General features: G+C 29.7%; 36 protein-coding genes. 27 read left to right on the top strand and 9 right to left on the bottom strand.

The window, feature by feature from the left end:
- The 23 genes from rplB to AMN78_RS01820 are packed head-to-tail and all read left to right on the top strand — an operon-like array spanning position 1 to position 11,922.
- Positions 1–834, top strand: a complete 834-nt coding sequence (gene rplB / locus AMN78_RS01930; RefSeq protein ID WP_075533920.1) for a 50S ribosomal protein L2 — start codon at positions 1–3, stop codon at positions 832–834.
- Positions 834–1,142: a 30S ribosomal protein S19 gene (gene rpsS / locus AMN78_RS01925; protein WP_075533919.1), complete on the top strand. Its 309-nt coding sequence runs from the start codon at positions 834–836 to the stop codon at positions 1,140–1,142. The genes rplB and rpsS overlap by 1 nt, the downstream gene beginning before the upstream one ends.
- Complete coding sequence (gene rplV / locus AMN78_RS01920; RefSeq protein ID WP_075533918.1) at positions 1,142–1,510, top strand: 50S ribosomal protein L22; 369 nt, start codon at positions 1,142–1,144, stop codon at positions 1,508–1,510. Before rpsS ends, rplV begins: the two co-directional genes overlap by 1 nt.
- Positions 1,510–2,202 (top strand): 30S ribosomal protein S3, encoded by a 693-nt coding sequence (rpsC, locus tag AMN78_RS01915; protein ID WP_075533917.1) that lies wholly within the window; start codon positions 1,510–1,512, stop codon positions 2,200–2,202. The genes rplV and rpsC overlap by 1 nt, the downstream gene beginning before the upstream one ends.
- On the top strand, positions 2,174–2,578 hold the full coding sequence (gene rplP, locus AMN78_RS01910; RefSeq protein ID WP_075533916.1) for a 50S ribosomal protein L16: 405 nt from the start codon (positions 2,174–2,176) through the stop codon (positions 2,576–2,578). Before rpsC ends, rplP begins: the two co-directional genes overlap by 29 nt.
- 2 nt (positions 2,579–2,580) lie before the next feature.
- Positions 2,581–2,769, top strand: coding sequence for a 50S ribosomal protein L29 (rpmC, locus tag AMN78_RS01905; protein ID WP_075533915.1), 189 nt, complete (start codon positions 2,581–2,583; stop codon positions 2,767–2,769).
- Positions 2,766–2,996: a 30S ribosomal protein S17 gene (gene rpsQ, locus AMN78_RS01900; protein WP_075533914.1), complete on the top strand. Its 231-nt coding sequence runs from the start codon at positions 2,766–2,768 to the stop codon at positions 2,994–2,996. Before rpmC ends, rpsQ begins: the two co-directional genes overlap by 4 nt.
- A complete protein-coding gene (gene rplN / locus AMN78_RS01895; RefSeq protein ID WP_075533913.1) occupies positions 2,993–3,361 on the top strand; it encodes a 50S ribosomal protein L14 in 369 nt (122 codons plus the stop codon). Before rpsQ ends, rplN begins: the two co-directional genes overlap by 4 nt.
- Positions 3,362–3,613, top strand: a complete 252-nt coding sequence (gene rplX, locus AMN78_RS01890) for a 50S ribosomal protein L24 (RefSeq protein WP_256997693.1) — start codon at positions 3,362–3,364, stop codon at positions 3,611–3,613.
- Positions 3,610–4,161, top strand: coding sequence for a 50S ribosomal protein L5 (rplE, locus tag AMN78_RS01885; protein WP_075533912.1), 552 nt, complete (start codon positions 3,610–3,612; stop codon positions 4,159–4,161). Before rplX ends, rplE begins: the two co-directional genes overlap by 4 nt.
- Before the next feature lie 7 nt (positions 4,162–4,168).
- Entirely contained in the window at positions 4,169–4,474 is a 306-nt protein-coding gene (gene rpsN / locus AMN78_RS01880) for a 30S ribosomal protein S14 (RefSeq protein ID WP_075533911.1), read from the top strand.
- 7 nt (positions 4,475–4,481) lie between these two features.
- Positions 4,482–4,880: a 30S ribosomal protein S8 gene (gene rpsH / locus AMN78_RS01875; RefSeq protein ID WP_075533910.1), complete on the top strand. Its 399-nt coding sequence runs from the start codon at positions 4,482–4,484 to the stop codon at positions 4,878–4,880.
- The gene (gene rplF, locus AMN78_RS01870; RefSeq protein WP_075533909.1) at positions 4,880–5,422 is read left to right on the top strand and encodes a 50S ribosomal protein L6; all 543 of its coding nucleotides are present in this window, start codon (positions 4,880–4,882) and stop codon (positions 5,420–5,422) included. Before rpsH ends, rplF begins: the two co-directional genes overlap by 1 nt.
- Positions 5,422–5,775, top strand: a complete 354-nt coding sequence (rplR, locus tag AMN78_RS01865; RefSeq protein ID WP_075533908.1) for a 50S ribosomal protein L18 — start codon at positions 5,422–5,424, stop codon at positions 5,773–5,775. Before rplF ends, rplR begins: the two co-directional genes overlap by 1 nt.
- A 1-nt stretch (position 5,776) precedes the next feature.
- Positions 5,777–6,295, top strand: coding sequence for a 30S ribosomal protein S5 (rpsE, locus tag AMN78_RS01860; RefSeq protein WP_075533907.1), 519 nt, complete (start codon positions 5,777–5,779; stop codon positions 6,293–6,295).
- Positions 6,292–6,747, top strand: coding sequence for a 50S ribosomal protein L15 (rplO, locus tag AMN78_RS01855; protein WP_179850597.1), 456 nt, complete (start codon positions 6,292–6,294; stop codon positions 6,745–6,747). The genes rpsE and rplO overlap by 4 nt, the downstream gene beginning before the upstream one ends.
- A gap of 5 nt (positions 6,748–6,752) precedes the next feature.
- Positions 6,753–8,057, top strand: coding sequence for a preprotein translocase subunit SecY (gene secY / locus AMN78_RS01850; protein ID WP_075533905.1), 1,305 nt, complete (start codon positions 6,753–6,755; stop codon positions 8,055–8,057).
- 8 nt (positions 8,058–8,065) lie between these two features.
- Positions 8,066–8,632: an adenylate kinase gene (locus tag AMN78_RS01845; RefSeq protein WP_218836543.1), complete on the top strand. Its 567-nt coding sequence runs from the start codon at positions 8,066–8,068 to the stop codon at positions 8,630–8,632.
- A 57-nt stretch (positions 8,633–8,689) separates the two neighbouring features.
- The gene (gene rpsM, locus AMN78_RS01840) at positions 8,690–9,073 is read left to right on the top strand and encodes a 30S ribosomal protein S13 (RefSeq protein WP_075533903.1); all 384 of its coding nucleotides are present in this window, start codon (positions 8,690–8,692) and stop codon (positions 9,071–9,073) included.
- 11 nt (positions 9,074–9,084) lie between these two features.
- The gene (gene rpsK, locus AMN78_RS01835; protein ID WP_075533902.1) at positions 9,085–9,528 is read left to right on the top strand and encodes a 30S ribosomal protein S11; all 444 of its coding nucleotides are present in this window, start codon (positions 9,085–9,087) and stop codon (positions 9,526–9,528) included.
- Complete coding sequence (locus AMN78_RS01830) at positions 9,529–10,563, top strand: DNA-directed RNA polymerase subunit alpha (RefSeq protein ID WP_075533901.1); 1,035 nt, start codon at positions 9,529–9,531, stop codon at positions 10,561–10,563.
- A complete protein-coding gene (rplQ, locus tag AMN78_RS01825) occupies positions 10,563–11,012 on the top strand; it encodes a 50S ribosomal protein L17 (protein ID WP_075533900.1) in 450 nt (149 codons plus the stop codon). The genes AMN78_RS01830 and rplQ overlap by 1 nt, the downstream gene beginning before the upstream one ends.
- A 10-nt stretch (positions 11,013–11,022) precedes the next feature.
- Positions 11,023–11,922, top strand: coding sequence for an RluA family pseudouridine synthase (locus AMN78_RS01820; protein WP_075533899.1), 900 nt, complete (start codon positions 11,023–11,025; stop codon positions 11,920–11,922).
- Here AMN78_RS01820 and lipB read toward each other — a convergent pair.
- A complete protein-coding gene (gene lipB, locus AMN78_RS01815; protein WP_075533898.1) occupies positions 11,919–12,530 on the bottom strand; it encodes a lipoyl(octanoyl) transferase LipB in 612 nt (203 codons plus the stop codon). The genes AMN78_RS01820 and lipB overlap by 4 nt on opposite strands.
- 60 nt (positions 12,531–12,590) lie before the next feature.
- Here lipB and mgtE point away from each other — a divergent pair, with 60 nt between their 5' ends.
- A complete protein-coding gene (mgtE, locus tag AMN78_RS01810) occupies positions 12,591–13,970 on the top strand; it encodes a magnesium transporter (RefSeq protein ID WP_075533897.1) in 1,380 nt (459 codons plus the stop codon).
- On the opposite strand, the gene panC is transcribed toward mgtE, so the two are convergent.
- Positions 13,967–14,782, bottom strand: coding sequence for a pantoate--beta-alanine ligase (gene panC, locus AMN78_RS01805; RefSeq protein WP_075533896.1), 816 nt, complete (start codon positions 14,780–14,782; stop codon positions 13,967–13,969). The genes mgtE and panC overlap by 4 nt on opposite strands.
- A 38-nt stretch (positions 14,783–14,820) precedes the next feature.
- Between panC and AMN78_RS01800 the strand changes: the two genes are divergently transcribed.
- Positions 14,821–15,636, top strand: coding sequence for a sugar phosphate nucleotidyltransferase (locus AMN78_RS01800; RefSeq protein ID WP_075533895.1), 816 nt, complete (start codon positions 14,821–14,823; stop codon positions 15,634–15,636).
- Complete coding sequence (locus AMN78_RS01795) at positions 15,637–16,941, top strand: UDP-glucose dehydrogenase family protein (protein WP_075533894.1); 1,305 nt, start codon at positions 15,637–15,639, stop codon at positions 16,939–16,941.
- Here AMN78_RS01795 and AMN78_RS01790 read toward each other — a convergent pair.
- The 7 genes from AMN78_RS01790 to ruvX all read right to left on the bottom strand — a co-directional run bounded on the left by AMN78_RS01790 (position 16,934) and on the right by ruvX (position 24,325).
- Complete coding sequence (locus AMN78_RS01790) at positions 16,934–17,398, bottom strand: RidA family protein (RefSeq protein ID WP_075533893.1); 465 nt, start codon at positions 17,396–17,398, stop codon at positions 16,934–16,936. The two genes, AMN78_RS01795 and AMN78_RS01790, sit on opposite strands and share 8 nt — an antisense overlap.
- Complete coding sequence (locus AMN78_RS01785) at positions 17,382–18,389, bottom strand: 4-hydroxythreonine-4-phosphate dehydrogenase PdxA (RefSeq protein ID WP_075533892.1); 1,008 nt, start codon at positions 18,387–18,389, stop codon at positions 17,382–17,384. The genes AMN78_RS01790 and AMN78_RS01785 overlap by 17 nt, the downstream gene beginning before the upstream one ends.
- Positions 18,386–20,950: a type I DNA topoisomerase gene (gene topA, locus AMN78_RS01780; RefSeq protein WP_075533891.1), complete on the bottom strand. Its 2,565-nt coding sequence runs from the start codon at positions 20,948–20,950 to the stop codon at positions 18,386–18,388. The genes AMN78_RS01785 and topA overlap by 4 nt, the downstream gene beginning before the upstream one ends.
- Before the next feature lie 68 nt (positions 20,951–21,018).
- Positions 21,019–21,600 carry a glycerol-3-phosphate 1-O-acyltransferase PlsY gene (plsY, locus tag AMN78_RS01775; RefSeq protein WP_075533890.1) on the bottom strand — a complete coding sequence of 194 codons (582 nt, stop codon included), beginning with the start codon at positions 21,598–21,600 and terminating at the stop codon, positions 21,019–21,021.
- Positions 21,600–22,880 (bottom strand): dihydroorotase, encoded by a 1,281-nt coding sequence (gene pyrC, locus AMN78_RS01770; protein WP_075533889.1) that lies wholly within the window; start codon positions 22,878–22,880, stop codon positions 21,600–21,602. Before pyrC ends, plsY begins: the two co-directional genes overlap by 1 nt.
- Positions 22,881–23,825, bottom strand: coding sequence for an aspartate carbamoyltransferase catalytic subunit (locus AMN78_RS01765; RefSeq protein ID WP_075533888.1), 945 nt, complete (start codon positions 23,823–23,825; stop codon positions 22,881–22,883).
- 35 nt (positions 23,826–23,860) lie between these two features.
- Positions 23,861–24,325, bottom strand: coding sequence for a Holliday junction resolvase RuvX (gene ruvX / locus AMN78_RS01760; protein ID WP_075533887.1), 465 nt, complete (start codon positions 24,323–24,325; stop codon positions 23,861–23,863).
- 51 nt (positions 24,326–24,376) lie between these two features.
- Between ruvX and gatC the strand changes: the two genes are divergently transcribed.
- On the top strand, positions 24,377–24,664 hold the full coding sequence (gene gatC, locus AMN78_RS01755; RefSeq protein WP_075533886.1) for an Asp-tRNA(Asn)/Glu-tRNA(Gln) amidotransferase subunit GatC: 288 nt from the start codon (positions 24,377–24,379) through the stop codon (positions 24,662–24,664).
- Positions 24,665–24,791 lie beyond the last annotated feature (127 nt).

Genomic DNA, 24,791 nt, shown 5'->3' with positions numbered 1-24,791 from the left:
ATGACTTTAAAAACATTCAAACCTTACACAAAATCAACCAGGGGTACAGTTGTAATAGACAAGAGTGCTTTGTGGAAAGGTGCACCATACAAGCCTTTAACCAAAGGTCAAAACTTTACAGGTGGCAGAAATAACTTTGGAAGGATAACTTCTAGACATATAGGTGGTGGCTCAAAACACAAATATAGAATTATAGATTTTTATAGAAAAAAGAAAAATATACCAGGAACAGTCGAGCGTATAGAGTATGATCCTAACAGAACTGCATATATAGCATTGATAACTTATCAAGATAAAGAAAAAGCATACATTATTTGTCCTCAAGGTTTAAAAAAAGGTGATGTCATCGAGTCAGGTAAAAATGTTGAAATAAAAATTGGCAACTCTTTAGAATTAAAAGATATTCCACCCGGAACACTAATACATAATGTTGAATTAATTCCTGGCAATGGTGCAAAATTAGCAAGATCAGCAGGTTCCTCGGTGACACTTTCTGGTTATGACGGTGATTATGCCATATTAAAACTAGCTTCTGGAGAAACTAGAAAAGTTAGCAGCGCATGTATAGCTACAATTGGAACAGTGTCTAATCCCGATCAAAAAAATATTAAAATAGGAAAGGCGGGAAGGAACAGGTGGAGAGGAAAAAGACCTCAAACAAGAGGTGTTGCAATGAATCCTGTAGATCACCCGCATGGTGGTGGAGAAGGAAAAACTTCAGGGGGAAGAAGTCCTGTTTCACCTTGGGGTCAATCAGCTAAAGGCTTAAAAACAAGAAAACCAAAACGGAGTGACAAATTTATAATCACAAGAAGAAGGAAGAGAAATAAGTAATGACAAGATCAATCTGGAAAGGACCTTTTGTGCACCCAAGTTTATTAAAAAAAATAGACAAATTAAAGGGAGCGACAAGTAAAAAACCCATAAAAACATGGTCAAGAAACTCTACTATTATTCCAGATTTTGTAGGTCATAGTTTCATGATACATAATGGAAAAACTTTTATACCAATAACTATATCTGAGGAAATGGTCGGCCATAAATTGGGTGAATTTGCTCCAACAAGATCTTTTAAAGGTCATACACCGGCTGACAAAAAGGCAGCTGCAGCAGAAAAACCTGCAGAAGGAGATAAAAAATAATGAGTAAAGACAACACTTTAGTAAAAGCTATAAATAAAAACGTAAGAACTAGCCCGAGAAAACTTGCTTTGGTTTGTAATTTTATTAAAGGTAAAAAAGCAGATGTAGCTCTCAGAGATTTAGAATTCGCACGAAAAAAAATTGCTCATGATGTAAGCAAAACAGTAAAATCAGCAATTGCAAACGCAGAGAATAATTACCAGTTTGATATAGATAACTTATTTGTAAAAGAGGCATTTGTAGGAAAATCTTTAGTAATGAAAAGGTACAGACCAAGAGCTAAAGGAAGAGCTAGTCCTATTAAAAAACCTTTTAGCAGAATTACTATTGTTCTAGAGGAAAAAAAAGAAAAGAAAGTGAGTAAATAATGGGACAAAAAATAAATCCGATTGGATTCAGGTTAGGAATAAACAGAGGCTGGGATTCTACTTGGTTTGCAAAGAAAAAAGATTTTGGAAAATATCTAATTGAGGATTTTAGAATAAGAAAATATATAAAAAAAAATATTGTAAATTCAGGAGTATCAGAAATAATTATCGAAAGATCATCTAAGCAGTGCATAGTATCAATCCACACCTCAAGGCCAGGATTTGTTATCGGAAAAAAAGGCGCTGATATTGAAAAAATTAAAAAAAATATAATGAAAATTACAAATGGCGATGTAAACGTAAATATAAAAGAAATTAAAAAACCGGAGTTAAACTCTAATTTAGTTGCAGAAAATATTGCTCAACAGCTTGTTAAGAGAGTGGCATATAGAAGAGCAATGAAAAGAGCAATGCAATCCGCTATGAGATTAAATGCTAAAGGTATTAAAGTAATGTTAAGCGGAAGGTTAGCCGGGAACGAAATCGCAAGGACAGAATGGTTAAGAGAAGGAAGCATACCTTCTCATACTCTGAGAGCAGATATAGATTATGGATTTGCAGAAGCTTTAACAACTTACGGAATAATTGGTGTTAAAGTTTGGATTTATAAAGGTGAATTAATGGCCAAAGATGTAGAAAAAGAAAAAAAGGAAAGGGTAAAAAATGCTACAACCAGTAAGAACCAAATTTAGAAAAGCTTTTAAAGGCAGAATTCACGGTAAAGCTGCGCGAGCTGTAGTATTAAATTATGGTCAGTTTGGCTTAAAGGCAATTGAGCCAGAGAGAATAATAGGAAAACAAATCGAGGCAGCTAGAGTTGCTCTAACTAGATATATGAAAAGAACAGGTAAAGTTTGGACAAGAATTTTTCCTAATATCCCAGTTTCCAAAAAACCTACTGAGGTCAGAATGGGTAAAGGAAAAGGATCACCTGAATACTATGCATGTAGAGTAAAACCAGGGAGAATAATTTTTGAGATTGATGGTGTAAGTGAAGATGTAGCACGAGAAGCTTTATATAAGGCTTCAGCTAAACTTCCAATTAAAACAAAATTTATAAAAAGATAACTATGGTAAAGAAAAAAGAAGATAAAAAGTTAACTAAAGACCAAGCAGAGAAAAAAATTCTAACTTTGAAAAAAGATTTATTTAATATTAGGTTTAAGAAAATTAATAATCAAATAAATAATCATGCTCAATACGCAGAAATAAAAAAAAGTATTGCTAGATTATATACAACAATAAAAAATACAAAATGACAAAAAAAATATTAAAAGGAATAGTTAAAAGTGCAAAAAGCGATAAGACAATTGTTGTTGAGGTAACAAGAAAATTTAAACACCCTTTTTATGAAAAGATAATTAAAAGATCAAAAAAGTACCATGCTCACGATGAAAAAAATAAGTTTAAGGAGGGTGAAGAAGTATTTATTATTGAGAGCAAACCTTATTCAAAAAAGAAAACTTGGCAGGTAATGGACAAATGATACAAATACAAACAGAATTAACTGTTGCAGACAATACAGGAGCTAAAAGAGTTGAGTGTATAAAAGTATTAGGAGGCTCAAAGAGAAGATATGCTGCTGTTGGGGATTTAATAGTTATAAGTGTTAAAGACGCTATTCCAAAAGGGAAAGTCAAAAAAGGATCTGTTCATAAAGCAGTTGTTGTTCGAACAAAAAAAGAAATCTATAGAAATGATGGTTCTAAAGTTCAATTTGATACAAATGCAGTAGTACTAACTGACGATAAAGGTGAGCCAATTGGAACAAGAATTTTTGGTCCAGTTACAAGAGAGCTTAGAACAAGAGGACACACTAAAATAATTTCATTAGCTCCGGAGGTCTTATAAATGATTATAAAAAAAGGAACACAAGTCAAAATTATTACAGGTAAAGATAAAGGAAAAACTGGAGAAATATTAGAAATAAATAAAAAACAAAAAAAAGTAAAAGTTAAGTCTATAAACATGATAAAAAAACATTTAAAACCAACAAAAGAAAACAAAGGTGGAATTATTTCAAAAGAAAATTTTATTCACCTTTCAAATATTAAAAACATCGACTTAAAAAAAAAAGAAAAGAAAGCGGCCGGAAATAAATGATACCAAGATTAAAAATTTCTTATGAAAAGGAAATAGTTGCTAAACTAATGCATAAACTTTCTTTAAAAAATAAGCATGAAGTACCAAGGATTAAAAAAATTGTATTAAATATGGGTCTAGGTGAAGAGGCTTCGGATGGAAAAAGACTTAAGGCTTGCGCAGATGATATGTCCTTGATCTCTGGACAAAAGCCAGTAATAACTAAATTTAAAAAATCAATTTCTAATTTTAAGACAAGAAAAGGATCAAACGCAGGTATAAAAGTCACTTTAAGATCATACAAAATGTATGAGTTCATCGATAGATTGGTAAATATTGCTTTACCACGAATTAAAGACTTTAGAGGATTGTCTTCTAAAGGTGTTGACGACTCTTTTAATTACTCTTTTGGAATAAAAGAACATATCATTTTTCCTGAAGTAAATTTTGACAAGGTGGACAAGATTAGAGGTATTGACATTACATTAGTAACTATAAGCAAAAGCAGAGAAGGAACTATAGAACTACTTAAAGAGTTAAATTTTCCAATTATTCAAAAACAAAACTGAGGTATATATGGCAAAAAAGAGTGCAGTAGAAAAAAACTTAAAAAGAATGAAACTTGTTAAGAGGTTTGCAAAAAAAAGAGCTGAGTTAAAAAAAATTATAAATAATAAAAAATTAGAATTATCTGAGAGATTTGAAGCTCAACTTAAGTTAAATAAATTACCCAAAAATTCTTCGAAGATTAGAATTAGAAATAGGTGTGAGATTTCAGGTAGACCTCACGGAGTTTATAGAAAATTAAAAATATCAAGAATAGCACTGAGAGATATGGCATCTTCAGGTAAAATTCCAGGTATTACAAAATCAAGTTGGTAGGAGAAATATGACATTTACAGATCCAATAGGAGATATGTTTTCAAGAATTAGGAATGGACAGATGAGATCATTGAGCTCAATAGAAATACCTTCTTCAAAATTTAGAAAAAATATTTTAACAATTTTAAAAAACGAGGGTTACATTAAGGATTTCTTTATAGATAAGTCAGAGAAAAATAAAGTAAGTCTCAAAATTTCATTAAAATACTATGAGGGTGATCCAGTAATTAAAGAAATTAAAAGAGTATCAAAACCTGGGCGTAGAGTTTATTCAAGAGCCACAAGTATACCTAGAGTAATGAATGGACTTGGTTTAGCAATACTATCCACGCCGAAAGGGGTAATGAGTGACTCAGATGCTAGAAAAAATAATCTTGGTGGGGAAATAATTTGTAGGGTGTTTTAATGTCTAAGATAGGAAAAAAAAATATTATTGTACCAAAAGACTCCTCTATAAAAATTGAGGGCTCTGATTTAACTATCACAGGTCCAAAAGGAACAACAAAATTAACAATAAACGACAAAATTTTTTCCTCGAAAATCAATCAAAGTGAATTTCAAATAACACCTATAGATAAAAAAATCGATAAAAAGATCTCTATTTTATGGGGCACTTACAGGAGTATTATAAATAACGCGATTTTAGGTGTATCAAAAGGACACGAAAAAATTCTAGAATTATCTGGTGTTGGTTTTAGAGCTAATTTGAAAGGCGAAACATTAAATCTTCAACTTGGCTTTAGTCATGATATAAATTTTAAAATACCCAAAGAAATAAAAATTGCAGTTGAAAAACAAACAATAATTAAGATAAGCGGTGTTGATAAAGAACTTGTTTCAAAAATTGCTGCAGATATTAAAAGCCTTAAACCTGTAGAACCTTATAAAGCAAAAGGTATTAAAGAGAGGGGACAATTTGTTCTTAGAAAAGAAGGAAAGAAGAAATAATGAAAAAAGTCTCAAGCAAACTTAAAAGAAAACTAAGAAATAGAAAAAAACTAAAATCCGTTAGAAATGAAAGATATAGAATATCTATCACAAAATCATTAAATAACTTATCAGCACAAATAATTGATGATAGGCAGAATAAAACTCTAGTTTCTGCATCATCTATTGAAAAAGAGATTAAAAATAAAAAAATGAAAAAAATTGAAAAATCTAGTTTTATTGGAGAGATTTTAGCAAAAAGAGCTAAAGAAAAAAATATAAGCCAAGTATATTTTGATAGAGGTCAACATAAGTATCATGGCAGAGTAAAAACATTTGCAGAAACTTTAAGAAAAAATGGATTGAAATTTTAATATGAGTGAAAACAAAAAAATTGAAAATGAAATAAAAGAAAAATTGGTAGCAATAAACAGAATTACAAAAGTTGTAAAAGGGGGCAGAAGGTTTGGATTTGCTGCTCTCGTTGTTGTTGGCAATCAAAAAGGTTCTATAGGAATTGGACAAGGTAAATCGAAACAAGTACCTGATGCGATAAAAAAAGCAACTGAAGTGGCAAAAAGAAATTTAATAAAGATCCCATTAAAAGAGGGTAGAACTTTGCATCATGATGTAAAAGGTAAAAATGGATCAGGTAAAGTTTTTCTTAGAGCAGCTCCTGCTGGTACTGGAATAATCGCAGGTGGAGCAATTAGATCTGTTTGTGAAGTAATTGGAATACAAGATGTCGTAGCTAAATCATTGGGGTCCGCCAATCCTCACAATGTACTTAAAGCTTGTTTGAATGGACTTAAATCACAAATTTCACCGAAAATCTTATCGAATATAAGAGGAAAAAAAATATCTGATATAGTTCTTAAAAGAGAGGCTAAATAATGAATTTAAATTCTTTATCAAAAATAAACAAAAAAAAAATCAGAGTTGGCAGAGGCATTGGATCTGGAAAAGGAAAAACTTCTTCAAGAGGTCACAAAGGTCAAAAATCTAGATCTGGTGTTGCAATAAAAAGTTTCGAAGGAGGACAAATGCCACTTTACAGAAGATTACCTAAGAGAGGATTTAAAAATTTTACAAAAAAAAATATAGTAATTTTAAATTTATCCAAAATTCAGAGCTTGATTAGTAAATCAAAAAATAATTTAAAAGATAATTTAGATTTAAAAACTCTTAAAGAAAGAAATTTGGTCGGCAAAAAAGTTGAAAAGCTTAAAATCTTAGGCTCTGGAGAATTAAAAAATGCTATCACTATTACAGCTCATTTTGCATCAAAACAAGCTTTAGAAAAAATAGAAAAAGTAGGTGCTAAAATAAGCATAATAAAAAAATAATTTTGATGTCTAGTGAAACACTAAATACAGCAGGTGCATTTTCTCAAGCAAAAGACTTAAAAAATAGAATTCTTTTCACCATTCTAATTCTAATTATTTACAGACTAGGTACCTACGTACCTTTAGCTGGAATTGACCCTTCGGCATTAAAGGAAATAATGTCATCTAGTCAAAAAGGTCTGCTCGGGATGTTTAATATGTTTTCTGGAGGAGCAGTTACAAGAATGGCAATTTTTGCTTTAGGAATTATGCCTTATATTTCTTCAGCAATTATTGTGCAACTATTAACAGGAGTTTCAGATTATTTTAAAAATCTTAAAGAACAAGGTGAAATAGGAAGAAAGAAAATAACACAAATAACTAGATACGGAACAGTGTTAATCGCTTGTTTACAAGGCTATGGCGTTTCAGTCGGCCTTGAAAATGCAGGTAATTTAGTAATTGAACCTGGTTTATATTTTAGGATTATTACAACTATTTCACTGGTTGCTGGAACAACTTTCTTAATGTGGTTAGGTGAACAAATTACACTTAGAGGAGTAGGTAATGGTATTTCTTTGATCATTTTCTCAGGGATTGTTGCAGAAATTCCGAGAGCCCTAGCCTCAACTTTTGAATTAGGACGTACTGGCGCATTATCTGCATTAATGATTGTTGGTATTTTTATTTTAGTAATTTTAACTGTTTTATTTATTGTTTTTTTTGAGAGAGCAATGAGAAAAATCTTAATTAATTATCCCAAAAGACAAGTAGGGAATAAAATGTATGGTGGCGAGTCTTCTCATCTTCCTCTTAAGATAAACACGGCAGGGGTTATACCAGCAATTTTTGCCTCAGCTTTATTATTATTACCTATAACAATTTCTAATTTTGGATTTACAGAGTCAGATACTTTTCTTAAAATCTCATCAATGTTTACTCAAGGTCAACCTCTTTACATGTTGTTATATGCTTCCGGGATAATTTTCTTTTCTTTTTTTTATACATCAATCGTTTTTAATCCGAAAGAAACAGCTGAAAATTTGAGAAAATATGGAGGATATATTCCAGGGATTAGACCAGGGGAGAGGACAGCAGAGTATATCGAAATGATTTTAATTAGATTGACTACTGTTGGATCTCTTTATTTAACTTTTGTGTGTTTAATGCCAGAATTTCTAATTGCAAAATACCCAATACCTTTTTATTTAGGAGGCACATCGATTTTAATTGTTGTTGTAGTGGCAATGGATACAGTTACACAGGTTCAGACTAGATTAATGAGTTCTCAATACGAGTCTTTAATTAAAAAAACTAAATTTGGAAAATAATAATGAAGATGAACATTGTTATTTTTGGCCCTCCAGGTGCAGGTAAAGGAACACAATCTAAGTTTATAGTTCAAAAATATAATATACACCAATTATCTACTGGAGATCTTTTACGAAATGAAATTAAAAATGGGACAGATTTAGGTAACAAAATCTCTTCTATTATGAATGCTGGCGAACTTGTATCAGATAAAATAGTAAGTGATTTAATAGAAAAATTTATTTCAAATGAAAATTATAAAAACCGAATTATATTTGATGGATATCCAAGAACTTTAACTCAAGCAAAAAATTTGGATATTTTATTAAATAAATATAAACAAAAAATTGATATTGTATTAAAATTGAATGTTAGCTTAGAAACAATAAAAAAAAGAATATTAGAAAGAAAATCCATAGAAAAAAGAGCTGATGATAATGAAGAGATTGCAATAAAACGATTTAATACCTATGAACAATCATCTGCACCTGTTTTGGATTATTATAGACAATCTAAATTACTTAAGGTTATTAACGGAGAAAACAGTATATCTCAAATTAATGATGAAATTAGCGGCTTAATTGATGGCATCTAGGGTTGACTTTAAATGATTACACAATATAAATACGCATTAAACTAAATTCATATAATTATGGCTCGTATAGCAGGAATTAATATTCCACAAAATAAAGTTGTCAGTATAGCTCTTACCTACATACATGGAATTGGATACTATTCTTCGAAGAGAATATGTAAAAAATTGAATATACCAGTTTCGAAACGAGTTAATGATTTATCTGAAGATGAGGTATTAAAAATAAGGGAGTTTATTGATGCTAATCATAAAGTTGAAGGTGATTTAAGAAGAGAGGTATCAGTTAATATAAAAAGATTAGTGGATTTAGCTTGTTATAGAGGAACAAGACATAAAAAAAAGTTACCTGTAAGAGGTCAAAGAACTCAATGTAATGCTAGAACACGTAAAGGTAAAGCTATCGCAATTGCCGGAAAAAAATTAACACCTCTTAAAAAATAAGCACGAATAAAATGAAAAAAAAAGATGAAAATAAAGATAAAAAAATTGATAAAAAAATAGAGGTTAAAAAAGTTTCATCTTTTAAAAAAAAGAAAAAAGTAAAAAAAAATATTACAACTGGTATAGCTTACGTTTACTCAACTTTTAACAATACAATTATTTCTATATCTGACGAAAATGGAAATGTTGTCTCATGGTCATCCGCTGGAGCTAAAGGCTTTAAAGGCTCGAGAAAATCAACTCCATATGCTGCGCAAATTGCAGCTGATGATGCGGGCGCAAAAGCGTATGAACAAGGTATGAGAACATTAACAGTTCAAGTTAAAGGCCCTGGATCTGGTAGAGAGACTGCGTTGAGGTCTTTACAATCAAAGGGATTTAAAATTTTATCAATAAAAGATACAACACCAATGCCACATAACGGAGCAAGACCACCAAAAAGAAGGAGAGTATAAATGCAAACAACAACAAATGTAATAGATAAGAACTGGAAAGCATTAATTAAACCAAATAAATTAGACATTACAAGCAATGATGATAAAACAATTGCCAAGGTAGTTGCAGAACCTTTAGAGAAAGGATTTGGGCAAACTATTGGAAATTCTTTAAGAAGAATATTGTTATCATCTATTCAAGGTGCTGCTGTTACAGCAATCCAAATTGACGGAGTATTACATGAGTTTTCATCAATAAAAGGTGTAAGAGAAGATGTTACAGACATAGTGTTAAATGTTAAAAATTTAGCTATCAAATCTTCTTCTTCAAGTCCAAAAAAAATAATATTAGATATTAAAGGCCCAAAAGAAGTTAAAGCTAAAGATATAACTTTAGTTCCTGAGATAGAAATTCTTAATCCCGATCAAACCATTTGTAATTTAGATGAAAAAACCAATTTTCATATGGAATTAATGGTAGACACAGGCAAAGGTTATGTCCAGGCTCCTAAAAACAAAACTGAGGATAGCCCATTAGGCTTAATTTCAATAGACTCTCTTTTTAGCCCAGTAAAAAAAGTTTCATTCTCGGTAGAGAACACTAGAGCAGGTAGTGCATTAGATTACGATAAATTAATTATGACTGTTGAAACGAATGGTACTGTTGATGCAGAGGATGCTATAGCTTATTCTGCTAGGATTTTCCAGGATCAGTTATCAATGTTTGTTAATTTTGAGGATCCTCAAGAAGTTGTAAAAGAAGTGAAATCCTCAGAACCTGAGTTCAATAGGAATTTGCTAAAGAGAGTTGAGGAGCTGGAATTATCAGTTAGATCTATGAATTGTTTAAAAAATGATAATATCATTTATATTGGAGACTTAGTCCAAAAGACTGAGCCAGAAATGTTAAGAACACCTAATTTTGGAAGAAAATCTTTGAATGAAATAAAAGAGGTCTTAAATACAATGTCTTTATATTTAGGCATGGAAATTCCTAATTGGCCACCTGACAATATTGCAGAATTATCTAAGAAATTAGAGGAAAATAATTACTAATGAGACACGGTATTGGTTATAGAAAATTAAACAAAACAAGCGAGCACAGAAAAGCATTATTTAAGAACATGCTAAATTCATTAATTAAATATGAACAAATAGTTACCACTCTTCCTAAAGCTAAAGAGCTAAAACCTCAAATAGATAAAGTTATAACTATTGGTAAAAAAAATGATTTAAGTAACAAAAAAAGGCTTTTTTCAAAACTTCAAGATAAAAAATCTGTCACAAAAGTTTTCAATGAACTATCTAAAAGATACAGTTCAAGGAAAGGTGGCTATTCAAGAGTATTAAAAGCTGGCTTTAGAACTGGAGATGATGCACCTATGGCTGTTATTGAATTAGTTGATAGAAACCCAGAGGCAAAAAAAATTGATAAACCTAAGAAGATTGAAACTAAAGAAAAATCAAAAGAACCTGAAACTAAACAAAAAGTAGCAAGCAAATAATTCAGCTTACATGCGCAAATCTTTTACTGTTGATGAAGATTTTAATAACTCGCGTCTAGACAAGTGGTTTAAACAAAAGATAATAAACTTACCACACTCTTTAATAGAGAAAATTATAAGAAATAATAAAATTAAAATTAATAAAAAAAAAACTAAATCATCTTATAGATTACAAACGGGAGATTTAGTTGAGATTTTTGATATCAATAGATTTAAACCCACAAATGAGAAAAAAAAGATTAAGTATTTGCCAAAAAAAAGGGAGATAGGGTCTTATGACAAATATGTTTTAGAAGATAATGAAAATTTTATAGTAATAAACAAACCAACAGGTATACCAGTTCAATCAGGAACCAAATCACTAAAAAATATAATTGATATTCTTAAAAATACAAAATATTTTGAAAACTCTAAGCCTTTTATTGTTCATAGACTAGATAAAGAAACCTCAGGAGTCCTAATAATTGCTAAAAATAGAAAATTTGCTCAACTTTTTACATCATTGTTTAGAATCAGAAAAATTCACAAAACCTATTTGGCAATTGTGTATGGAAAAGTTAATAAATCAATTAAAATTATGAGAGATAATCTGATTTATTTCGAGAATAATAAAAAAATTACTCAAAAAGCTATCTCAAATCTAAGAATAATTAAATCGAATGAAGATTATACATTTTTAGAGCTCAATCCAATAACAGGAAGAAAACATCAACTACGTAAGCAATTATTAAATATAGGATGTCCTATAGTCGGAGACGATAAATATTTTCTAAATAATAGAAAGCGAATTAAAATTAAAAGTCTAATGCTTCATGCTTATAGGATTAAGTTCATGATAAATAATGTTCAATATAATTTTAAAGCAAATTATGATAATATATTTGAAGATTTTCTTAAAAAAAAAATTTAAATTTCTTTTATATTTTTTGTAAAAATTTCAGCTAACTTATTTTCATAATTATTTATTTTAATTTTTCTTTCTTTTAATACCGAAGTGACTTTTTTATTACTTAAGCCACAAGGAATAATTTTAAGATATTTCTCTAAATTATTCGAAATATTTATTGAACACCCGTGATACGCAATCCATCTCGATACTCTTATACCAATCGCAGCAATTTTTTTTGAGTCTACCCAAATACCAATATTTTTTTTATCTTTTTTAGCTTTAATTTTATAAATCTTTAAAAACTGAATTATACTATTTTCAATTGCACTTATAAATTTTCTTATATCTTTTTTCCTATTATTAAGATTAATTACAAAGTAAACAATTTTTTGACCAGGGTTATGAAGAGTTATTTTACCTCCTCTATTTGTTTGAATTATTTCAATTTTTTTATCTAATATTTCTTTTTTATTAAATCTAACTCCAGCAGTATAAGTTGTTGGATGCTCTAAGATCCATAATAATTCTCTTTTTTTACCATTTTTTACTTGCTCTACTCTTTTATTGAGAAAAAGCATCGCCGTTTCGTAGGATATACGTTTTTTGCTGATTTTAATTTCTATACTCATTTAAATTGAATTTTACCATTTTATAGACTAATAGTCTCAAAAAAACTTAAAGAGGCATTTATGGCTTTACCAAAATCTACTGAAACAAAAAAAGTCAACTTAGATTTTAATAAAGAGTTTATCAACACTTTCACTCAAAATATTGAGAAACGAAACGTTGAGTTTATCAATCAAACACTTAAAGATCTTCATGAAGCTGATGTAGCTAATTTAATTGAAAATTTAAATCCGGATACAAGAACAAAGCTTATTGAGATTGAGTCTTTTAATATTGATCCAGAGATATTCATTGAATTAAACGAGTCCATTCAAAGCGAGGTTTTGCAATTACTGTCTATCGAGTCTTTAATTAAAATAATAAAGCGTTTAGAGTCAGATAATGCAATAAAAATTCTTGAAAATTTATCTAAAGAAATAAAAGAAAAAGTTTTAGAAAAACTTCCTCCAAAAGATAAGTTTCTCTTACAAGAGGGGCTAAGTTATCCAGAAGACTCCGCAGCAAGAATAATGCAAAGAGAATTCACAGCTGTTCCTAGTAATTGGACTGTCGGTCAGACTATAGATTATCTTAGAGAAAATAAAGATCTACCAGAAGAATTCTTAGAAATATTTATTGTAGACAATGACTTTAAACCCATCGGAACTGTTCCTTCTTCAAGAGTTTTGAGAACATCTAGGGACTTAAAAATGAGTTCTATAATGAGGGAAATGCCAGTTTTAATCTCAGTTAATATGGATAAAGAAGAAGTTGGTCTTACTTTTGAAAACTATAACTTGGTTTCTGCAGGAGTAGTGAATAAAGAAAATAAACTAGTTGGAATGATTACAGCAGATGATGTTGTTACTGTTGTTCAAGAAGAAGCCGAGGAAGACGCATTACGTTTAGCGGGGGTAGGAGATGAGGAAATTACTGATAGTGTAATGCTTAAAACTAAAAGAAGATTTAACTGGTTATTATTAAATTTGTTTACTGCTTTGCTTGCAACTTGGGTAATTAGTTTCTTTGGTGCATCAATAGAACAGATGGTTGCTTTAGCTTTTTTAATGCCAATAGTAGCATCAATGGGAGGGAATGCTGGTATGCAAACGTTAGCAGTTACAATACGTGCTATAGCTACAAAAGAATTATCAAAAAGTAATTTTAATCGTGTTGTTGGAAAGGAATTTCTAATAGGTATTTTAAACGGTATTATTTTTGCAATAATCACTGCAATAATAGTTCAATTATGGTTTAAAGAACTAAATCTTTCTCTATTAATAGGAATTTCAATGATCTTAAATATGATTGTTGCAGGCTTATTTGGAATTTTAGTTCCAGTTTCGCTTAAAAAATTAAATGTCGATCCTGCTTTAGCATCAAGTGTTTTTGTAACAACTATTACAGATGTTATTGGCTTTCTCTCTTTTCTAGGTCTAGGATCTTTTTATTTTCTTAATTAGATATTATCGATTAATCTTATATTTTTGATGTAATATGCAAAAAATAAATTAAAATTTTTATCCGATTTTATTATTCTTTTAAAATTTTTAATATTATAATTTTCTACATAATCTATTTTATTTGCACCTAAATTTAATAAATCTTTTTTTATTTCATTTGTATTAAATAAATTATAATTTTTTCTTATTTTTTTCTTTAAGTTTCTAAGATAATTATGAATATTTGATGCAACTTTAATTTGATTTTTACTCAGTTTAGAATTTCTCGATGAACAAGCTACTCCATTATTTTCTCTAATAGTTTCACATTCAATTATTCGAGATTTGATCTTTCTTTTTTCTATGTGTCTTTTAATTAAAAAAAGTTGCTGATAATCTTTTTTCCCTAAATATATATATTTAGGTCTAATTATTTCTATAAACCTGTTTACTACGTTTAATACACCTTCAAAATGGCCTTTTCTAAATTTACCACATAATTTTTTTGATGATTTATCTAAGAAAATTTTGTTTCTAGGTTTAAATCCGTATATGTCATTTGATGTTGGAATATATAGGTAATTGATTTTCAATTTTTTTAACAGTTTAATATCCTGTGTTGTTTTTCTAGGATAGTTTCTAAAATCTCTTTTTTTTTGAAACTGTTTGGGGTTCACAAAAATAGATACTAAAGTTTTTAACCTAGATTTCTTAGATTTTTTGATCAATGAAATATGCCCTTTATGTAATGCGCCCATTGTTGGCACAAATGATATCCCTTTAGTTTTTAAGATCTCTTTCTGAAGGGTATGTTTATCTTTAAATATTTTCATTTCTATAAAGCAATGATAATAACTAATATAAGAATCATATGATAAAACAAGCCATAATTCCATTAGCAGGTTTAGGAACTAGATTGCTTCCTTTGACAAGTGTAATGCCAAAAGAGTTAATGCCCATCAATGGTAAACCTAATTTACAATATATATTAGATGAATGCATTGAAGCAGGTGTAAAGGAATTTATATTTATAATTTCAAAAAAAAAACTTTCGATTAAAAAATATTTTTTTAATGACAGTTTTTATAAAAAGATAATAAAAAAGAAGAAAGATAAAAGACTAATTGGAGAATATAAAAAAATAAAAAAATATCAAAAAATGATAAAATTTGTTTATCAAAATAAGCCAAAAGGTACTGGCGATGCAGTTTTAAAATGCCAAAAATTAATTAAAAGTAAATATTTCTTAATGCTTTTACCTGATGACTTAATAATAAAAAACAATTGTTCAAAAGAAATGATACGTCTACATAAAAAAACTAAAGGTTCTATAATCGCTACAAAAAGAGTAGAGAGAAAAACAGTGTCAAGATGGGGAATTTTATCAATCCAAAATAAAAAAAAAAGCTATTTTCGAATTAAAGATGTTGTAGAGAAACCTAGCATCAAAAAAGCGCCATCAAATTTTGCAATTATTGGAAGATATATATTGCCAACAAAAATTTTTAGTGAAATTAAAAAATTAAAACCTGGCCAAGGAGGAGAAATACATATTACTGACGCAATTAGAAGTTTAATTAAAAAAGAGTATAAATTTTACGGAAATATTTTTAAGGGCAGATATTTAGATTGTGGAACTTTAAGTGGATATATAAATTCAGGAATTCAAATATCTAAGGGAAATTAAATGAAATTATGTATGATTGGAACTGGTTATGTTGGATTAGTTAGCGGAGTCTGCTTTGCTGACATAGGCAACCAGGTTGTTTGTGTTGATAAAAATAAAAACAAAATAGAGAAACTCAACTCTGGAATTTCTCCAATCTATGAACCAGGATTAGATGAATTAATTAAAAAAAATTTTACAGCCAAACGTCTTTCATTTACTTCAAATATTGATAGAGCCATAAACTCATCAGATATAATTTTTATATGCGTGGGAACTCCTACAAAAAAAGGATCAATTAAAGTTGATTTATCTTTCGTTTATAAATGCACGAAAGAGATATTAAAATATTCAAAAAGAAAAAAAATTATCATTACTAAGTCTACTGTGCCTGTAGGAACAGGTGATGAGATTGAAAAAATTTTAAAAAAAAAGAAAAAACTTTTTACAGTAATTTCAAATCCTGAATTCTTAAGAGAGGGTGAAGCAATACGAGATTTTAGATATCCAGATAGAATTGTAATAGGATCTAACGAAAAAAAAACTTTCAATATTATGAGAAAACTTTATGCACCAGTAATTAACAAAGGTTCAAAATTTTTTACTACCTCAAGAAGAGGAGCTGAGTTAATAAAATATGCATCAAATGCTTTTCTCGCAACTAAGATTACTTTTATAAATGAACTTGCAAACTTATGTGAAAAATCTGGAGTTAATATAGAAGATATTTCACTAGGAATAGGCTCTGATAGTAGAATAGGCGGTAGGTTTTTACGTGCTGGCCCAGCATACGGAGGCTCATGCTTTCCAAAAGATACAAAAGGTCTCGTATCTGCCGCAGAGAAATATAAAATAAATCTATCAGTTGTGAAATCAGTTATTAAATCTAATAAAGAAAGAGTTAATTTACTCACTCAAAGAATTCATAAAATCTTGGGTTCAAATATAAAAAATAAAAGAATTTCTTTCTTAGGAGTTACATTTAAACCAAATACTGATGATATGCGAGATTCTACTAGTCTTAGCATGATACCTTATCTATGCAAAAAAGGAGCAAAAGTTAATTACTATGATCCTTCTGGTGAAAAAAATGAATTTATGAAAATTAAAAACTGTAATTACAAAAATAATATTAAGTCTAATTGCAATGGTGCAGATTTAGTAATTCTACTAACTGAATGGGATGAATTCAAATCGATTAATTTTAAAAACATAGTTAAAAAAAGAAATTTTAAAGTGTATGATTTAAGAAACCTTTATTCTGCAGAGGAAATGAAAAAAAATAAGATCAAATATTTCTCTGTTGGTAGACCTAATTCTATTTAAGTTCAAAAATAGCATCAACTTCTACTGCAACTCCTAAAGGCAAACTGTTTACACTCACAGCAGCACGTGTGTGTTCACCTTTTTTCTCAAAAATTTTAGCTATTATATCTGATGCACCATTAATAATTTTTGGCTGATCTTTGAAATTATCGGTTGAGTTAACATAACCAGTCAATTTTACACAAGATTTAACTTTTTCTAAATCTCCCCCACAAGCATTTTTAACATGAGCAATAATACTCAAACCACATCTCTCTGCAGCTTTGTATCCATCATCTAAACTTAAATCTTTTCCAATTTTTCCTGTGATAAGTTTTGCATTTTCATCGATTGAGACCTGTCCAGAAATATATAGTAAATTTCCAATAATTTTTGTTGCAACATATGCTCCGACCGGAGGTTTAGGTTCTGGTAGTTTAATTTTTAATGTATTGATTCTATCAATTACTTTTCCCATTGAATTTACTCTCAGCCATTTTAATTGCTAATTTGAATGATTGGATAGTTGGCTCTAAATTAGCAATATTTTTTCCCGTAATATCAAATGCAGTACCGTGCGCAGGTGTTGTAATTGGAATATCTAAACCACCTGAAACGGTCACGCCTCTATCAAAACCAAATGCTTTTAAACCACACTGAAGTGCATCATGATACATTCCCACAATACAATCATGATTTTTATTTTTAAAAGCTGTGATAAATGAAGTATCACATGGCAGCGGGCCATCAGCTTTTATACCCATCTTTTTTGCTTCCTCAATAGCTGGGATAATTTCATCTTTTTCCTCCGTACCGAATTCAGCATGAGGGTTTAAAGCTTGTACTGCTATTCTCGGGTTTACAATACCGCTCATTTTAAGTGTCTTATTCAAAAGTTTAATTGGTTTTAAAATATTTTCTTTTGTGATGTTTTGAGCAACTTCCTTTATTGGTATATGTGAAGTCACTCTTGCAGTCCAAAAATTATCTACAACATTGAATTCACAACAAAAATCTTTAACATTAAGCCTATTTTGAAATAGTTCATGTTCATCATTGAACTCGCAGCCTCCTTTAATCAGGCTGGCTTTATTCATAGGAGCAAAATTAATTGCATGAATTTTATTTTTTTTTGCTAAACTAAGGGCTATTTCAGTAGCTTCTAAAACACTTTTACCTGACTCGGCACAAACCTGTTTCTTTACGTATGATCTGTTTGTTCCTTTAGAAATGTCTAAAAAAAATTTTGTTTTCCCATCAAAATTAACATCATCGAACTTGTCTACAAATTTTAGATCTATTTTTTTTCCAGCAATTTCCTGACCGTCCTCTAAGACTTTTTTTTCACCAATTACGACAATGTTAGCTTTTTTGCTCACATCACTATCTAGTAATTTGACTGTTAATTCTGGTCCAATACCTGAAGGATCACCTAGTAATAATCCTATATTTGTTCTGTTAAGACTCATTTTTTTTTCTTTTTCTTAGACTTATCGTATTCTTTTCTTTTTTCAATTAAAATCAGAGCTTCTTCCATATTTAATTCATTAGGATCTTTTTCTTCAGGAATTGTAGCATTAAGAGATTTATATTTGATATATGGACCATACTGTCCCTTCATGATTCTAACTGGTTTTTTATCTTCCGGATGTTCCCCTAAATCTTTTATCAGTGATGAAGATATCCTTCCAGGTTTAGCTTCAGCAATCATTGTAATGGCTCTATTTAAACCAATAGAAAAAAGATCATCCACATTTTCGAGTCTTGCAGATTTATTTTCACATTTTAAATACGGCCCAAATCTTCCTGAATTTAATGTAATATCTTGACCGTTTTCTGGATGTTGGCCCAAAACTTTTGGCAATGAACATAAATATTTTGCTTTATCTAAATCAACGCTATCAATATCAATACCCTTTGGAATTGAAACATTTTTCAAATGGTCGTTTTCGTTTTTCTTTTTCTTTCCTTTTTTCTTTTTTAATTCAAGTTCATCTTTTTCCTTTTCATATTGAAGATATGGACCAAATCTTCCATTTTTCAAATATATATCTTTACCTTTATTATTTTGACCTAATAACTTAGGTTCAGCTAAATTATATTGTGCAGCAGCTTTAGCTTTGGACAAAGGTCTAGTAAATTTACATTCTGGATAATTTGAACAACCAATAAAAGCTCCCCCTCTAAAACTATTTTTAAGACTTAGTTCCCCATTAGTACAAAGCTTACACTTTCTATCTATTGCATCTTTTTCATCTCTTTCAAAAATTAATGCACCTAAACTTTCATTTAATAAATCTAGCACTTCTCTTGTTCTTTTTTCTTTTACTTTTCCTACATTTTCGTAAAAATCTTTCCAAAAATTATCTAAAACTTTTACCCATTCAATTTTTCCGCTTGTTATTTCATCAAGCTGATTTTCAAGATCTGCTGTAAAATTATAATCAACATATTTAGAGAATAGTTTTTCTAAAAAAGCTGAAATTAGTTTACCTCTATCTGTTGGGTGAAACCTTTTATTCATTAATTCAACGTAATTTCTCGTTGATAATACTGATATAATGCTAGCATAAGTGGAGGGTCTTCCTATACCTAATTCCTCCATCTTTTTTACTAAACTAGCTTCAGAATATCGAGGTGGTGGATCTGTAAAATGCTGTTCGTCATTTAACTTAAGTATATTAATTTCTTCTCCAATTTTAACCTCAGGCAAAATATTCTTTGCGTCCTCGTCTGTTTCTTGAACTTGATAAACTTTTAGAAATCCATCAAATTTTACCACTGAACCACTGGCTCTAAAGTTTATTTTATTATCATTTGAAGAAATAATTATCGTATTTCTATCAAACTCTGCAGGAGTCATTTGAGACGATAAAGCTCTACTCCAAATTAATTCATAGAGTTTAAATTGATCAGCATTCACATATTTTTTGATATCAGAGGGTTTCCTGCTTATATTAGTCGGCCTAATTGCTTCATGAGCTTCTTGAGCGTTCTTTGCTTTTTTTCCTGTATAACTATTTGGTGATACTGGTAAATATTTATCACCATAATCATCAGTAATAAATTTCCTAAAGTCATCTATTGCTTCTTTTGAAATATTTGTGCCATCGGTTCTCATATAAGTAATTAACCCAGTTGTCTCACCTTCGATATCTACGCCTTGATAAAGCCGTTGTGCAATTTGCATTGTTCTGGAAGCTCCAAAACCAAATCTTCCTGAAGCAGTTTGTTGTAAGGTTGAAGTTGTAAAAGGGGCTAGTGGGTTTCTTCTGAATACTTTTGTGTTTACATCCGAAATTTTAAATTTTGTTTTATTGATTACATCAACTGCTTTTTGTATTTCATCTTTATTTTTGAAGGAAAATTTTTCAATTTTTTCTCCGTTAAATAAACTTAATTTTGAGAAAATATTTTTATTATCTTTATTCGTAAAGTCTGATGTAAGTGTCCAATATTCTTCAGGTTTAAATAACTCTATTTCCTTTTCTCTTTCAGTTATTAGCTTTAAGGCTACAGATTGAACTCTTCCTGCTGATTTTGATCCAGGAAGTTTTGTCCAAAGAATTGGAGAGATATTAAATCCAACAAGGTAATCTAGTGCTCGTCTAGCTAAGTAAGCTTCAACTAATGGTAAATGAATTTGTCTTGGATTTTTTATAGCATCAAGTATTGCTTTCTTAGTAATTTCATTAAAGACAACTCTCTCTAAATTTTTATCTTTGAGCAATTTCTTTTTTTCTAGAACTTCTTTAACATGCCAAGCTATAGCTTCACCCTCACGATCTGGGTCTGTAGCTAAAATAATTTTATCTGACTCTTCAGCAGCAGTTGTAATTTCTTTTAGATATTTTTTTGAAAAAGAATCAATTTCCCACTCCATTTGAAATTTATTTTCAGGATCTACTGATCCATTTTTGGATGGTAAATCTCTTATATGACCATAACTAGCTAAAACTAAATAATCTTTTCCTAAATACTTATTTATAGTTTTTGCTTTAGCAGGACTTTCAACAATTACTAAGTTCATTAATTGTTTATTTTCAAAATTAAACGAGTTTGTCAAATTTATTATTGAAAAACTAGAAAAGACAGCACTTATAACTTAATTTTATTTTCTGTAGAACTTTTAAGTCTTAAAATATTTTCTTTGTGGGTAAAAAGAATCACCACGAAAAAAATAAAAAGTATAAGAATATTGTTATTTATTTTAAAAAAATATGCGTAGAGAAAAACTATAAATACAGAAATCATTGAAGACAATGATGCAAACCTAAATAATAATGCTAAGGAAATCCAACATATACTAAAAATTAAAAAAAATTTATAAGACAGTGCTAAAATTATTCCAAGGTAGGTTGCTACGCCTTTTCCTCCTTTAAATTTTAACCAAATAGGAAAAATATGACCAATGAAACAAATTAATGCAGATAAAGATATTAAGTTTTCATAATAAGACATTGTTATATAAACTGAAATATATCCTTTAAATAAATCTAAAGCTAAAGTTGATATTGCAACAAATTTATTTCCAGTTCTTAAAACATTTGTAGTCCCTATATTTCCTGAGCCGACTGTCCTGATATCTTTTTTGAGAAATATTTTTGTTAACAATAATCCAAATGGAATTGACCCCAAAAGATATGAATAAATTGCTACAATAATTAAATTTAAATCCATTAGTTTGAATATGCTATTTCACCATTGAGCAAAGTCATTTTTACTTTACCTTGTAACTTTCTATTTTCAACTGCAGTATTTTTTGATTTTGATTTCAGCTCTTCTGCTTTCACTACCCATGGTTTTTCTAAGTCAAATATACAAATATCTGCATCCGATCCTTCTTTAAGGGATCCTTTATCTATTTTAAGTATCTTAGCTGGATTAATCGTTAAGCACTTAATTATTTTTTCCAAAGGCAATGACTCATTATGGTAAAGCTCTAAAGATAAAGATAGCAATGTCTCTATACCGATAGAACCTGTCGCTGCTTGTGCAAACGGAAGTCTTTTACTTTCCTCATCTTCAGGAATGTGATCTGATACAATTACATTAATTAGATCATTCTTTATTCCCTCTATTAATGAAAGTCTATCCTCCTCGCTTCTGAGAGGGGGAGATAATTTCAAAAAAGTTCTAAATTCTCCAATGTCATTTTGATTTAACGATAAATTATTAATAGAAACCCCTGTGCTGAATTTTATTCCATTAGATTTATTTTTTTTAATAACATTAAGAGAATTTTTTGAGGAAATTTGATTAATATGATATCTGCAAGGAAATTCACTTAATAAAGATAAATCCCTTTCAATAATAATCTTTTCAGCAATATCTGAGACACCTTGTAAACCTAATCTTGTTGCCACTTCGCCCTGATTAATGCATGAATTTTTAGCTAATTCATAATCCTCGGCATGTTGCATAATCAGAACATCAATGTCTGAAGCATAGTTCATTATTCTAGACATCAATTCAGAATTTTGGATAGTTTTATTAACATCACTAAAACCAATAATTCCTCTTGCTTTTAACAAACCAAATTCAGTCATCTGATTACCCTCTATCTGTCTAGTAATCGAAGCACATGGAAAAAGATTTACCTTAGCTTTATCTCTACCCCTTCTAATTATAAAGTCCACCATAGATACGTTGTCTATAACTGGCTTAGTATTTGGCATAGTTACAATTGAAGTTACTCCACCTGCCAAAGCTGCTTGGCTTAATGTTCTAAAATTTTCTTTATATTCAAAGCCAGGCTCTCCAACAAAAGCTTTCATATCAACTAATCCAGGAATAGCTACTAGGCCTTTCAAATCAATTTTTTCTGCTGATTTAGATGTGCCTGATTTTTTTCCAATGGATTTTATTTTTCCTTTTTCATCGATAACTATATTTCCTATTTCATCCATCTTTTGAGATGGGTCGATAATTCTTACATTTGTCAAAATTTTTTCTTTCATTTATTTACAGTACAATTTTAAACATGCCATCCTGACAGCTACTCCTAATTCAACTTGTTCTTTCACCAGACTAACATTTATGTCATCTGCTAATTTAGTATCAATCTCAACACCTCTGTTCATTGGACCAGGGTGCATTAGTAAAGCATCTTTTTTTGCAAACTTAAGTTTATCTGGCGTTAGTCCGAAAAATTCATAATATTCTCTCTTTGATGGAAGAAAAGATCCCTGCATTCTTTCATTTTGTAATCTTAGCATCATTACAATATCACATCCGTCTAATCCTTTCTTCATATCTGTAAATGATTTAACTCCTAAATTATCTATTCCCTTAGGCATTAAAGTTTTTGGCGCGATGACATTTACCTCTGCACCCAACATATTCATTAAATAAATATTTGATCTAGCAACTCTTGAATGAAGAATGTCTCCACAAATTGCAATTTTTAATCCTTCAATCTTTCCTTTTCTATTAATGATTGTTAAAGCATCAAGTAAGGCTTGTGTAGGGTGTTCTCTCCTTCCATCACCTGCATTGATGACTGTACAATTTACTTTTTGTGAAAGAAGATTTGGTGCACCCGAGTCTTGATGTCTTATAACAATAATGTCAGGATGCATGGCATTTAATGTCATGGCAGTGTCAATTAATGTTTCACCTTTTTTTAATGCAGAGTTACCCATATTCATCGTCATTACGTCCGCTCCTAGTCTTTTTCCAGCTAGATCAAATGAACTCTGTGTCCTTGTAGAAGGTTCAAAAAATAAGTTTATTTGAGTTTTTCCCCTAAGAACATCTAGTTTTTTAGAACTTCCTCTATTTAATTTTATGAAAGATTTTGCTTCGGTTAAAATCTCTTTTGCCTCAAGGACTGATAAATTTTGTATACCTAATAGATGTTTGGGAGTGTTTTTAATAGCTGTAACTTTTTTTGTAGTTGCCATTAAAATCAACTCTATAGGCCTTTTACTATATTATATCAAGTATTTTTATTATGATAATAATCAAGCATCCCTTGAAGTATAAATTGAGCAGAATTCTCGTCTAATTTCCTCACTTTTTTTGACGAATTAATTGCTAAATCATTAGATAGATTAAAGGCCCCTTGGCTAGATAGCCTCTCATCCCATAAAGTGATATTTTCAGTAATATCTTTTGAAAGATTTTTAGCCAGGTCTTTGGCTGATTGTGAAGAAGACCCTTCCGTTCCATCCATATTAATTGGATTACCTATGACTATTCCATCAATATCATACTCCTTAACGATTTTCTTTATTTGGTCAACTAAGTCTCTATAATTTTCTTTAATAATCGTGGTGTATGGCGTAGCTACAATTTTATTTTCATCTGATAGAGCTATTCCAATTCTCTTACCGCCAGGATCAATACCTATTAATCTTGATTTTTTCCTAGTTTTTTCAATAAATACGTCAATATCGAGCATGAAATTTACCTAATTTGTGATAAAACACATTTAAATTAACTTATTGCACAAATGTCCTTAGATAAAGAGAAAATTAAACATGTAGCAAAATTAGCTCGAATTTCAGTTGATGATGCTAAAGTAGATAGCTTAACCAAAGATTTAAACTCAATTTTCAAGTTTATTGAACAATTAAATGAACTAAATACTGATAAAGTTGAACCATTAACATCGATTTTAAACCAGTCATTGAGATCAAGGAAAGACGAAATCAGTGATGGCAAGATAAGAGAAAAAATTCTTAAAAATTCCCCGAAAAAAAATGAGGAGTTTTTTGTAGTTCCAAAGGTGGTTGAGTAATGAGCAATATAACTAATCAAAGTTTAAGTGAAATTTTGGAAAGTATAAAGTCTAAGAAGATATCCTCATTAGAACTTACACAAGCATATATAAAGAATATTGAAAATGCAAAAAAACTTAATGCTTT

This window comes from Candidatus Pelagibacter communis (assembly GCF_001179945.1).
Lineage (GTDB): Bacteria > Pseudomonadota > Alphaproteobacteria > Pelagibacterales > Pelagibacteraceae > Pelagilacustribacter > Pelagilacustribacter ubique_A.
This window is presented reverse-complemented; position numbering and strand designations above follow the sequence as displayed.

Coding starts and splice junctions, on each gene's coding strand:
- rplB (WP_075533920.1), top strand. CDS start 1: ATGACTTTAAAAACATTCAAACCTTACACAAAATCAACCAGGGGTACA.
- rpsS (WP_075533919.1), top strand. CDS start 834: ATGACAAGATCAATCTGGAAAGGACCTTTTGTGCACCCAAGTTTATTA.
- rplV (WP_075533918.1), top strand. CDS start 1,142: ATGAGTAAAGACAACACTTTAGTAAAAGCTATAAATAAAAACGTAAGA.
- rpsC (WP_075533917.1), top strand. CDS start 1,510: ATGGGACAAAAAATAAATCCGATTGGATTCAGGTTAGGAATAAACAGA.
- rplP (WP_075533916.1), top strand. CDS start 2,174: ATGCTACAACCAGTAAGAACCAAATTTAGAAAAGCTTTTAAAGGCAGA.
- rpmC (WP_075533915.1), top strand. CDS start 2,581: ATGGTAAAGAAAAAAGAAGATAAAAAGTTAACTAAAGACCAAGCAGAG.
- rpsQ (WP_075533914.1), top strand. CDS start 2,766: ATGACAAAAAAAATATTAAAAGGAATAGTTAAAAGTGCAAAAAGCGAT.
- rplN (WP_075533913.1), top strand. CDS start 2,993: ATGATACAAATACAAACAGAATTAACTGTTGCAGACAATACAGGAGCT.
- rplX (WP_256997693.1), top strand. CDS start 3,362: ATGATTATAAAAAAAGGAACACAAGTCAAAATTATTACAGGTAAAGAT.
- rplE (WP_075533912.1), top strand. CDS start 3,610: ATGATACCAAGATTAAAAATTTCTTATGAAAAGGAAATAGTTGCTAAA.
- rpsN (WP_075533911.1), top strand. CDS start 4,169: ATGGCAAAAAAGAGTGCAGTAGAAAAAAACTTAAAAAGAATGAAACTT.
- rpsH (WP_075533910.1), top strand. CDS start 4,482: ATGACATTTACAGATCCAATAGGAGATATGTTTTCAAGAATTAGGAAT.
- rplF (WP_075533909.1), top strand. CDS start 4,880: ATGTCTAAGATAGGAAAAAAAAATATTATTGTACCAAAAGACTCCTCT.
- rplR (WP_075533908.1), top strand. CDS start 5,422: ATGAAAAAAGTCTCAAGCAAACTTAAAAGAAAACTAAGAAATAGAAAA.
- rpsE (WP_075533907.1), top strand. CDS start 5,777: ATGAGTGAAAACAAAAAAATTGAAAATGAAATAAAAGAAAAATTGGTA.
- secY (WP_075533905.1), top strand. CDS start 6,753: ATGTCTAGTGAAACACTAAATACAGCAGGTGCATTTTCTCAAGCAAAA.
- AMN78_RS01845 (WP_218836543.1), top strand. CDS start 8,066: ATGAACATTGTTATTTTTGGCCCTCCAGGTGCAGGTAAAGGAACACAA.
- rpsM (WP_075533903.1), top strand. CDS start 8,690: ATGGCTCGTATAGCAGGAATTAATATTCCACAAAATAAAGTTGTCAGT.
- rpsK (WP_075533902.1), top strand. CDS start 9,085: ATGAAAAAAAAAGATGAAAATAAAGATAAAAAAATTGATAAAAAAATA.
- AMN78_RS01830 (WP_075533901.1), top strand. CDS start 9,529: ATGCAAACAACAACAAATGTAATAGATAAGAACTGGAAAGCATTAATT.
- rplQ (WP_075533900.1), top strand. CDS start 10,563: ATGAGACACGGTATTGGTTATAGAAAATTAAACAAAACAAGCGAGCAC.
- AMN78_RS01820 (WP_075533899.1), top strand. CDS start 11,023: ATGCGCAAATCTTTTACTGTTGATGAAGATTTTAATAACTCGCGTCTA.
- lipB (WP_075533898.1), bottom strand. CDS start 12,530: ATGAGTATAGAAATTAAAATCAGCAAAAAACGTATATCCTACGAAACG.
- mgtE (WP_075533897.1), top strand. CDS start 12,591: ATGGCTTTACCAAAATCTACTGAAACAAAAAAAGTCAACTTAGATTTT.
- panC (WP_075533896.1), bottom strand. CDS start 14,782: ATGAAAATATTTAAAGATAAACATACCCTTCAGAAAGAGATCTTAAAA.
- AMN78_RS01800 (WP_075533895.1), top strand. CDS start 14,821: ATGATAAAACAAGCCATAATTCCATTAGCAGGTTTAGGAACTAGATTG.
- AMN78_RS01795 (WP_075533894.1), top strand. CDS start 15,637: ATGAAATTATGTATGATTGGAACTGGTTATGTTGGATTAGTTAGCGGA.
- AMN78_RS01790 (WP_075533893.1), bottom strand. CDS start 17,398: ATGGGAAAAGTAATTGATAGAATCAATACATTAAAAATTAAACTACCA.
- AMN78_RS01785 (WP_075533892.1), bottom strand. CDS start 18,389: ATGAGTCTTAACAGAACAAATATAGGATTATTACTAGGTGATCCTTCA.
- topA (WP_075533891.1), bottom strand. CDS start 20,950: ATGAACTTAGTAATTGTTGAAAGTCCTGCTAAAGCAAAAACTATAAAT.
- plsY (WP_075533890.1), bottom strand. CDS start 21,600: ATGGATTTAAATTTAATTATTGTAGCAATTTATTCATATCTTTTGGGG.
- pyrC (WP_075533889.1), bottom strand. CDS start 22,880: ATGAAAGAAAAAATTTTGACAAATGTAAGAATTATCGACCCATCTCAA.
- AMN78_RS01765 (WP_075533888.1), bottom strand. CDS start 23,825: ATGGCAACTACAAAAAAAGTTACAGCTATTAAAAACACTCCCAAACAT.
- ruvX (WP_075533887.1), bottom strand. CDS start 24,325: ATGCTCGATATTGACGTATTTATTGAAAAAACTAGGAAAAAATCAAGA.
- gatC (WP_075533886.1), top strand. CDS start 24,377: ATGTCCTTAGATAAAGAGAAAATTAAACATGTAGCAAAATTAGCTCGA.